Origin of the sequence: Thiohalophilus sp. (genome assembly GCF_031581315.1) — a bacterium.
Classification (GTDB): domain Bacteria; phylum Pseudomonadota; class Gammaproteobacteria; order UBA6429; family Thiohalophilaceae; genus Thiohalophilus.
Map to the genome: position 1 here is coordinate 1 of NZ_JAVLAZ010000042.1, position 9,377 is coordinate 9,377.

Annotated in this window: 8 protein-coding genes; 3 read left to right on the forward strand and 5 right to left on the reverse strand. The window is 57.0% G+C overall.

Features of this window, described 5'->3' with window-relative positions; all coding sequences use genetic code 11:
- The 4 genes from RI563_RS07735 to RI563_RS07750 form a co-directional block, all read right to left on the reverse strand.
- Positions 1-914: FAD:protein FMN transferase (locus RI563_RS07735; protein WP_310693793.1), on the reverse strand; the 914-nt coding region annotated here is incomplete at its 3' end.
- Between the two features lie 57 nt (positions 915-971).
- Positions 972-2,219, reverse strand: coding sequence for a DUF3570 domain-containing protein (locus tag RI563_RS07740; protein WP_310693794.1), 1,248 nt, complete (start codon positions 2,217-2,219; stop codon positions 972-974).
- On the reverse strand, positions 2,210-2,428 hold the full coding sequence (locus RI563_RS07745) for a DUF4266 domain-containing protein (protein WP_310693795.1): 219 nt from the start codon (positions 2,426-2,428) through the stop codon (positions 2,210-2,212). The genes RI563_RS07740 and RI563_RS07745 overlap by 10 nt, the downstream gene beginning before the upstream one ends.
- A 16-nt stretch (positions 2,429-2,444) precedes the next feature.
- Positions 2,445-2,933, reverse strand: a complete 489-nt coding sequence (locus tag RI563_RS07750) for a TlpA disulfide reductase family protein (RefSeq protein ID WP_310693796.1) — start codon at positions 2,931-2,933, stop codon at positions 2,445-2,447.
- 149 nt (positions 2,934-3,082) lie between these two features.
- On the opposite strand from RI563_RS07750, the gene RI563_RS07755 reads away from it, so the two are divergent.
- Complete coding sequence (locus RI563_RS07755; RefSeq protein WP_310693797.1) at positions 3,083-3,748, forward strand: response regulator transcription factor; 666 nt, start codon at positions 3,083-3,085, stop codon at positions 3,746-3,748.
- A complete protein-coding gene (locus RI563_RS07760) occupies positions 3,745-5,175 on the forward strand; it encodes an ATP-binding protein (RefSeq protein ID WP_310693798.1) in 1,431 nt (476 codons plus the stop codon). The genes RI563_RS07755 and RI563_RS07760 overlap by 4 nt, the downstream gene beginning before the upstream one ends.
- 10 nt (positions 5,176-5,185) lie before the next feature.
- Here the strand turns inward: RI563_RS07760 and RI563_RS07765 are convergent, their stop codons facing one another.
- Positions 5,186-8,056: a putative bifunctional diguanylate cyclase/phosphodiesterase gene (locus RI563_RS07765; protein WP_310693799.1), complete on the reverse strand. Its 2,871-nt coding sequence runs from the start codon at positions 8,054-8,056 to the stop codon at positions 5,186-5,188.
- 205 nt (positions 8,057-8,261) lie between these two features.
- Here RI563_RS07765 and RI563_RS07770 point away from each other — a divergent pair, with 205 nt between their 5' ends.
- Positions 8,262-9,344, forward strand: a complete 1,083-nt coding sequence (locus RI563_RS07770; protein WP_310693800.1) for a TRAP transporter substrate-binding protein — start codon at positions 8,262-8,264, stop codon at positions 9,342-9,344.
- Positions 9,345-9,377 lie beyond the last annotated feature (33 nt).

The following is a 9,377-nucleotide window of genomic DNA, read 5'->3' on the forward strand; positions in this document are numbered from 1 at the left end:
CGTATCGCCCAGTATTTCACCTGCTGGGCCTCGAGAAAGGCCTCGGCCTCCGCGCCCTGCAGCATCGCCAGCGTGGCCAGGATTCCGGCGTCGGTACAGGTGCCGGCCAGTACCGTGATCGAATGGGGCGCGTCCCGCACCGGCCAGCCGGTCAAAGGGTTCAGGATATGGGAATAGCGTATTCCGTCCTTGAGCAGAAAACGGCGTGCATCCCCGCTGGTGGCAATGCCACCCTGCTGCAGTTCAAAACCTTCCACGGCCGCCGAGGCCAGATTGATATCCGTGTTATCCCTGTGCTGTTCAGGTTGTTCCACGCCGATGACCCAGCCATGGCCATTGTGCCGTGGCCGGTTGGCATAGAGATCGCCGCCGTAGTTGATCAGAAAACTGGCCCCGGTCTGTTGTGCCAGTAATTGCGCGGTCCGATCTACCGCGTACTCCTTGCCGATGCCGCCCAGGTCGATCTCCATGCCCTCGGGCAGACGGATCTCGGGCCGTTGCCACTCGACCCGGGGCCAGCCGATGGCCTGGCGCAGCGTCTCCACGGATTGGGTATCGGGAATCCGATCGCTGCCATCGAAGTGCCAGGCGCGGCGCAGCACGCCGGAGGTGATATCGAACAATCCTTCGCTGATCCGGTAACAGTGATCGGCATAATCGAACAGGGCCGCCGTCTCCTCGTCAACAGTGACCGGCTGGCCGTGAGTATGGTTGATACGATGGATAATATTGTCATCGCGATAGCGACTGAATTTGCGCTCGATGCGCAGGGCTTCGCTCTGTGCCGTGCGGGCCAGTTGTTCGATCAGGGCGGGGTCATCGCTGTCCACCAGCAGTTCGCAGGGGCTGGCCATGGCCTGAAAGTGGGCCGAGCGAAAACCGTCGCCGGATTTAAACTGCAGATCGTCTGACATGCTGGTTCGGATGGCTGAACATTCAGCCATCCATATTACCCGATATCGGGCCGTGTATCAGAACAGAAACGAATAGTTCAGTTGCAGGATCATCGCGTCCACGTCGGGGAACGGGGCATCGCCTTCGCTTTGCTGAGTCATCATCTCCGCCCGTACCGAGAACTCACTGTCATTGGCCAGCTGGATGCCGTACTTCAGTCCGAGCGTTGTGGTACTCAGATCGGCCAGGCGATAGTCGGCACTGGCGTATTGCGGAATGTTGCCGTCCACGAGTTTGTAGTTGTAGAAATCGGCTTTATCCTGCAGATAATAGCGGGCATGGGGCATCAGATAATGGCCGCCGCCCATCTCGAAGCGATAACGGGCGTCCAGGGTATGCGAGGTGATGCCCCAGTCATCCCAGTAATAGCGATAGCTGAAGTTGATCACATCCTCGTTAAACTGGTGCACGGTTTTCCAGTAGAGCGCGTTGCGTGCCCGGCTGTCGGGACGGTTCTCGTAAAGATAGGGCGTCCCCGCCAGCGTCTCGGAGGACGGGCCGGTGACCACACTGAGAATCTTGTAGGGATCGGTCAGGTAGCCGTCATCCATGCCGTAGGTATAGTTGAACTGCATCAGGGTCTTGCGATCGATGACCTGGGTGACGCCAATCAGAAAATCGGCCACGGTCTTGTCATCACTGCTCCCCAGGGTGCTTTTTTGCACGCTGGTGGTGGTCGGCATCGCCGTCAGACCGTCCGGAATCCCGCCGACCGGCTCGATCGTATCAAGATTGTAGGAGAGACCGGCGCTCAACGTGGTATTGCGCTGGTTGAAATCGCGGCTCAGGGTGGCGGAAACACCCAGCGAGGTATAGTCATACTCGGTGGAGGCATTGACTGCAAAAATGCCCTTGAGATACCGGCTCAGGGGTTTTTCCCACTCGGCATTGAGTGCCACCCGGGTATCCAGGAAGGTCGGATCCAGCGGCGTGGTATTGGCCGGGGTCGTATAGGTGGCATTGCCCGAGGGCGAGGTAAAGGTCTGCGGCGAAGCGGTCGCAATTGCCCCGTTGGCCGAAGAGCCGGTCAGGCTGTCCACCACCAGGCGATAGGTCATGTACTCGTCATCACCGATCTCCTTGCGCGCCCGGATAACCGGCTCAATGGCGGTCACGCGGCTATCTTCCGAGTAATAGAGTACGCTGCTGTCGACCTGCCAGTCATCCGCCGTGGCGGCCTGGGCAACCGGGCCCACCGCTCCCAGTAACGAAGCGGTAGCCAGCGCGAGCTTGCGACGGACCTGAGGAGGGTTGGTCAGTTGCATCCGCAACCTCCTCCGCCGACACCGGCGCCGCCTGTGGAGCTTTCCTTGCTGTAATAGATATGGTCGTCCAGGTAGCGGTCGACCGGGTAGGGATCGAGCTGCATTTTATCCCGGGCCAGGATATCCCGCTCCCAGGGCTCGACATTCTGCAGACTGCAGCCTCCTGCCAGCAGGGAGAAGGCGACAGCACTAATGATCGTCTTGTACATGGGGTCCCTCATGATTTTAGTGTTCCAGTTGAGCTTTGATGCGCGCCTCGAGTCGGTCGGCATCGGACGTGCGAAAACCGACATGTGACATGACCAGCTTGCCCTGTCGATCGATCAAATAACTGGATGGCATGCCTTTGAGGTCGTAGCGTTCGGCAACGCTGCCATCAGGATCGAAGGCCACGGTAAAGGAAGCCGGGTATTTATCCAGAAAGCGGCGGGCTGCTGCGGTGTCCTGATCGAGATTGATAGCCAGCACCACCAGCCCGTCATCGGCGTAACGTTGTTGCAGGGTATTCATCCAGGGAAACGATTTGCGGCACGGAGTACACCAGGAGGCCCAGAAATCGAGATAAACGACGCGGCCGCGATATTTCTGCAGCTCGACCCCACCTTGCGGGCCCGAGAGGGTAAAATCCGGGGCCGGGACACTGGCGGCCGGTAGCTGAGCGGGGAGCAACAGGTTTGCGGCAAGGGACAGGGCGATGGCAGTCGAGCGCAGCATACGGTTATTCCGTTGGTTTGGGCACGCTGGCAATGTAGCGCCCGAACCTTAAGACAATCTTAAGAATGACATGCTATGTATAGAACGAGAGAAGGTTCACATTTAACATGCAAGCCACAGACCGAAAATGACACGGATGATGCAACGCCATGCGCCTGTTACTGATTGAAGATGACGAAATGCTGGGCAAGGCCGTCAGGGCCGGCCTGAAGCAGGACGGCTATACGGTCGACTGGCTGACCGAAGGTGAAGCCGGATTACAGGCTCTGCAAAGTGATGAGTTCGATGTGGTCGTGCTGGATATCGGTCTGCCCGGCATGTCCGGCATCGAGGTGCTGCAACGCCTGCGCAGGCAAAAAAAGACACTGCCGGTTATGATCCTGACCGCCTACGATGCAGTTTCTGATCGTATCACCGGGCTGGATGCGGGAGCCGATGATTATCTGATCAAGCCGTTCGATCTGGACGAGTTGCTGGCGCGGTTACGGGCCATTACCCGGCGCAATGAAGGGCGCGCGCAAAGCCAGATTGAACTTGGCGGGGTCTCCCTGGATACCGCCGCGCACCGGCTTGAGATCAATGGCGAAGAGACGCCGCTTTCCAAAAAGGAGTATCAGTTGCTGGAATACCTGTTAAGGCATACCGGCGAGGTGATACCGCGGGACAGACTTGAGTCTATCCTGTATGGCTGGGAAGGCGGGGTCGAGAGTAACTCGCTGGAAGTGTATATCCATAATCTCAGGAAAAAGGTGGGCGCCGACACGATCAAGACAATTCGCGGCGTGGGTTATCGGATGGAGCGGCCAGTAGAGTGAATTCCATCCGTAACAGATTGCTGTTGATTCTGATTCTGGTGATCGTCCTCAGTGGCGCACTGACCGTCTGGGGCAGTTACCGATCCTCGGCTCACGAGGTGGAGGAGCTGTTCGATGCGCAACTGGCCCAGTCGGCGCGGGTCTTGCTGTCGATTATTCTGACCCGGACCCGGCACGAGGATTTTCGATCAATTCAGGAATTTCTCGATGCCGGCGGCAATATGCCGGCCATTGCCGATGACGATGCGGGGGGCGACGAGCGTAAAGACTATCATGAGTACGAGCGCAAGCTGGCGTTCCAGTTGTGGGATCCCAATGGCCGCCTGTTGCTGCATTCCGGACATATTGGAACCGAACCGATGTCACCGCAGGGGCTGGACCCACATCAAAAGGGCTATCATGATGAGACCTTCAGCGGCGATCGCTGGCGGGTCTTTACCCTGTGGGATGATGAGCATGGTTATCTGATCCAGGTCGGCGAGCGTTATGACATACGTGATGAACTGGTGGCCGAGATCGTTTTGCACTTTCTTATGCCATCGGTGATTTCCATTCCGATAATCGCGTTTTTGATCTGGTGGTCGATTGGCACCGCGCTGCAACCACTGCAGCGACTTCGCAGCGCGGTGGCGAATCGGGATCCGGATAATCTCGAAGGACTGCAGTTTGAAGGCGTGCCGGATGAGGTGGTGCCGCTGGTGAGCGAACTGAATACCCTGTTTCGGGCGTTAAATACCGCACTGGAGAAAGAACGCCGTTTTACAGACGATGCCGCCCATGAGCTGCGCACCCCGCTATCAGCGCTCAAGACCCGGGTTCAGGTAGCGTTGCGCAGCGATTCTGATGCCGAGCGTGAGGAGGCACTGAGAGATATCCTGGCGGGGGTCGATCGTATGACGCACATGTTAAACCAGATGCTGACCCTGGCCAGACTGGATAATGCCCGCGACATAGAACCAGTGACGGTCGATTTAAAGCAGATGCTGGAAGCCGTTATCAGGCAGCTGTCAGATAAATCCGAAAAAAAATCCGTCACAATCGAATTCGAATCGATCCCCGGGCTATCACTGGCCACCGAGCCGGTCAGCCTGGAAATATTACTGCGTAATCTGATCGACAATGCGATTCATTACACGCCCGATGGCGGACAGGTGACCATTGAAGCCGAACAACGGCAAACGGACATGGTGCTGTGTATTACCGACAGTGGACCGGGTATCAAGCCGGAATTGTATCAACGCGTCTTCGAGCGTTATTTTCGCAAACCCGGCCAGTCGCAAAGCGGCAGTGGACTCGGGCTGGCGATTGCCCGGCGTTGCGCCGACCTGTTGCAGGCCGAACTGGAACTGGATAGCTCAACCGCTGGAGGCCTGACCGTGCGAGTCATTCTGCGGGATTATCGACCCCGGTTAGAGACAGGGCGCTGATGAGATTAACTCAGGCGTTGGTTATCGAATTCGCGCGCGTGTGTTGTTCCGCTATTTTGCTGGACGGCTTGCCCAGATAGTGGCCCTGGGCGAAATCAACACCGAACTCCCGTAGCAAGCCGAGTGTTTTTCTGTTTTCCACGAATTCGGCAATCGTCTGTTTGCCGAGCGCGTGGGCGATCTGGTTCATGGAACGCACCATTGCCTGATCCACCTGTGAGCTGGCCAAACCCTTGACGAAAGAGCCGTCGATCTTGAGCTTGTCCACGGGCAGGTGCTTGAGATAGGCAAATGACGAGAAGCCGGTACCGAAATCATCCAGGGCAAACTGGCAGCCGATATCCTTGAGTTGATAGATAAAGCGGGTTGCCTCGGCAAGATTGGAGATCGCTGCGGATTCGGTAATTTCAAAAGTGAGGGTGGCGGGACTAAGACTGGTCTCACGCAACAGGCTGTTTATCAAAGGCAGCAACTCGCGATCCTCGAAAGCGCGCCCGGAAAGATTAATGGCAAAACGGATCTGATTATTGTCCTGATGCAGTTCAGCCAGATATTGCATGGCGTTGCGCACGGTCCAGCGATCCACGTGGTTGATCAGACCAAAACGCTCGGCGGCCGGCAAAAAGCCCCCCGGCAGGATGACATCGCCGTCATCCAGCGACATGCGCAGCAGTACTTCATAATCTTCGCTCAGACCGCTGTCTATATTGACGATGGGTTGAAACGCGAGTTTGAAATGGTCGTTCTCGAACGCATCCCGTACCCGGCTGGCCCAGCCCATATCCTCGGCCATTCCGTCGCGTTGCTTGTCACCGGGGTCATAAAGGTGCAGACAGTTGCGCCCCTGGGATTTGGCGATGTTACACGCCAGGTCGGCGTGCGAGAGCACCTCGTCCCCGGTTTTGGTCTGCTGGTTGAGCATGGCGATACCGATGCTGGAGGTGACATTGAACGTCTTGCCACCGTCAATGAAGCGGTAGTTTTCGAACAGCAGGCGAATGCTTTCCGCGACCTGCATGGCGGCCGGCTGCTCGACATCATCCAGTAATACGGTAAATTCATCGCCGCCGAAGCGTGCCAGCAGATCAGCATCCCGGGTATGTTCCTGCAGCAGCTCGCTGCATTCGAGCAACAACCTGTCGCCGGCGGCATGGCCGAGCGTGTCGTTGACATACTTGAACTGATCCAAATCCATATACAGCAGCGCACAACTGTTACCGTGGCGATGAATCCGGCTAAGCGAGCGCTCGAGTTCACGTTGAAAATAATTACGGTTATAAAGCCCGGTCAACGTGTCATGCTGGGCCTGGTAGGTCAGTTCGCGCTCAAAGGCCTTTTGCGCCGAGATGTCGCGTGCGGTGCCCATGATACTGACGATTTCGCCGTTGTCATTATGCTGGGGTTTGGCATTGAAACTGATATAGCGCCGCTGTCCGTCCTTGTCCAGATGAATGGTTTCATACTCCAGCAGTTCATGGCCCTGAAGTACCCGCTCCATGGCGGCCTGATCCTGGCGGCTGGACTCCGGTGACTGAAATTCGGTGAAGTGCTGGAACAGCATCTCTTCCGCCTGGTAACCGTAAATCCGGCTTACCGCATCGTTGAGATAGGTCCAGCGCCCGTCGCAGTCCATGCTCCAGACCAGATCGTGGGCGGTTTCGACCAGGTTGCGATAACGCGCTTCGGCATCGAGCAGCATTTGCTCGGTCGCCTTGCGCGCTGAAATATCCGCCAGCAGGCAGGTGAAATACAGGTGATCGTCGTTATGCATCACACTGATGCGCATCGACATGGGAATGGCATACCCGGTGCGATGCCGCCCCTCGACTTCGATTTCTTCGTGCGGCAGTGATGTTTCGTCACTGGGCAGGATGAAGTCGGGCAGCAACCAGTCCAGCGATTTGCCGCGAATCTCCTGGGAGGTGAAACCGAACAGTTTTTCCGCAGCCGGGTTAAAGGTTTCGATCGCGTGCTGGTCATTGACCACGATGATCCCTTCGGCGGCGTGATCGACAATGGCATGCACATGGCTTTCCTGATCGCCGAGGCGCCGGAACAACCGGCCCAGCATCTGAATCAGATAGCCGGTCTCGTCCGTTGAGCGCGGCCGCAGACGTTTGGCCATGTCTTCGTAATTGGTAGCACCGCTGCCACTGATCAGCTCCTGCACCGGCTGCAGGGATTGTTTGAGACTGCGGATGGACAAAATGGTGACGGTAAAGGCAAACAACCCGAGCGCCGCCCAGATCAACATGATTTCGCCGGTCATGTACTGGGTACGCCACCAGTAATACTTGAGCAGGATGGTGCCGGTGAGCAGCGGTACATAGCCTCCGATCAGCAACATCTTGGCCTGCATGCTGACATGCACCTGGCGAAAGCCGTTGTGTTCCACCAGTCGGCCGATCAACGCCAGCGTATAAAGATAACCGGGCATGCCGACCAGCACGGCTATGACCAGTTGCAGCAGAATAAACTGACTGAGACTGGCAAAGGCGGATTGCTCGACCGGATAGAGACCCAGCCAGTGTTGCAGGGTGGGGGCGAGCAGGGCATAAAGCAGGAAAAACAGCCAGTAGTTATGACTGAAACTTTTCAGCCGCTGATCCAGCGACTCCGGCAAGGGGCTATAACCCTGCTGGCTGGTTTGCCACTGACGCAACGGTTTAAAATAGCGTCTGAAATAAAAATAGATGGCGGCCGGCAGTGCCAGGGTGATCAGGCTCAGTAACAGGGCGGCTTCCAGGGAGGCGAGCTGTTCCGCACGGATCATGGTAAAAAACCAGGCCGTCGAATAGCCGATGATCGGAGTGAGTACGAAACTGGCGGTGATGACAAACACAAGCCGCCGGTGGATTCGCCTCAGAGCTTGTTCTTCCATGGCACCCGCATTATTGTTTAGTTTTTGCCGGAACAGCAGTCTGACCAATCCGCTCAATAGTGACAGAATAAAATCCGTGACACCAGTAGCAAATCCCGGGGTCAAGTTATGCCGGTTTGTTCACAATCTGCGTCAAGGGTTTTGACGAAGTAACGATTTCACAACGAAAAAATTGTATCGAACCAATAACAACGGGGACGGAACCATGAAACGACGTGACTTTATCAAATCCGCCGGCGCCGGCTCATTGCTGGCCGGCGGCCTGGTAACCGGTACCAGCGTGGCGGTCGCCAAACCGAAGTACCAGTGGAAAATGGTCACCACCTGGCCGAAGAATTTTCCCGGCCTGGGGACCGGTGCCAACAATCTGGCGGCCCTGATTAACGAACTCAGTGGTGGCCGGATCGAGGTCAAGGTCTATGGTGCCGGGGAGCTGGTCCCCGCGCTGGAAGTGTTCGATGCGGTTTCGCGCGGGACCGCGCAGATGGGCCACGGTGCCGCCTATTACTGGAAAGGCAAGAGCGAGGCGGCCCAGTTTTTTTCCGCGGTACCGTTCGGCCTGACCGCCCAGGAAATGAATGGCTGGCTCTATTACGGTGGCGGGATGGAATTGTGGGAAGAAGTCTATGCCCCGTTCAATCTGGTACCGGCCGCGGCCGGCAATACTGGTGTGCAGATGGGCGGCTGGTTCAACAAGGAGATCAACTCCCTGGCCGATCTCAAGGGACTGAAGATGCGCATCCCCGGCCTCGGTGGCGAAGTCCTCAAGCGCGCCGGCGGGACCCCGGTCAACCTGCCCGGCGGCGAACTGTATACCTCGCTGCAATCAGGCAACATCGACGCCACCGAATGGGTTGGGCCCTACAATGACCTGGCTTTCGGTCTGTACAAGATCGCCAAATACTATTATTACCCCGGCTGGCACGAACCGGGCACGACCCTGGAGGCGATGATTAACAAGGAAGCCTTCGAGGAATTACCGAAGGATCTGCAAAGCATCGTGCGTAACGCCTGCAAGGTAGTCAACCAGGACATGCTGGCCGAATACACCGCACGCAACAACCAGGCGCTCAAAACCCTGGTGGAAGAACACAACGTCGACCTGCGCCGCTATCCGGACGACGTGCTGAAAAAACTGCGCAACCTCTCCGACGACGTCGTCGCCGAAGTGGCCGAACAGGACAAGATGAGCAGGAAGGTCTACGAGTCGTTCAAGAAATTCCGCGATCAGGCGATGGAATGGCATCGCATCTCCGAACAGACCTATATGGCCGCGAGAGAGATGTAGCTAAATTTAGCAAAGATCCTGACGCAGAGTCGC

Bases quoted from the DNA above. Each gene is read 5' to 3' on its own strand.
- RI563_RS07755 (WP_310693797.1), top strand. From the start codon at position 3,083: ATGCGCCTGTTACTGATTGAAGATGACGAAATGCTGGGCAAGGCCGTC.
- RI563_RS07765 (WP_310693799.1), bottom strand. From the start codon at position 8,056: ATGGAAGAACAAGCTCTGAGGCGAATCCACCGGCGGCTTGTGTTTGTC.
- RI563_RS07750 (WP_310693796.1), bottom strand. From the start codon at position 2,933: ATGCTGCGCTCGACTGCCATCGCCCTGTCCCTTGCCGCAAACCTGTTG.
- RI563_RS07770 (WP_310693800.1), top strand. From the start codon at position 8,262: ATGAAACGACGTGACTTTATCAAATCCGCCGGCGCCGGCTCATTGCTG.
- RI563_RS07745 (WP_310693795.1), bottom strand. From the start codon at position 2,428: ATGTACAAGACGATCATTAGTGCTGTCGCCTTCTCCCTGCTGGCAGGA.
- RI563_RS07740 (WP_310693794.1), bottom strand. From the start codon at position 2,219: ATGCAACTGACCAACCCTCCTCAGGTCCGTCGCAAGCTCGCGCTGGCT.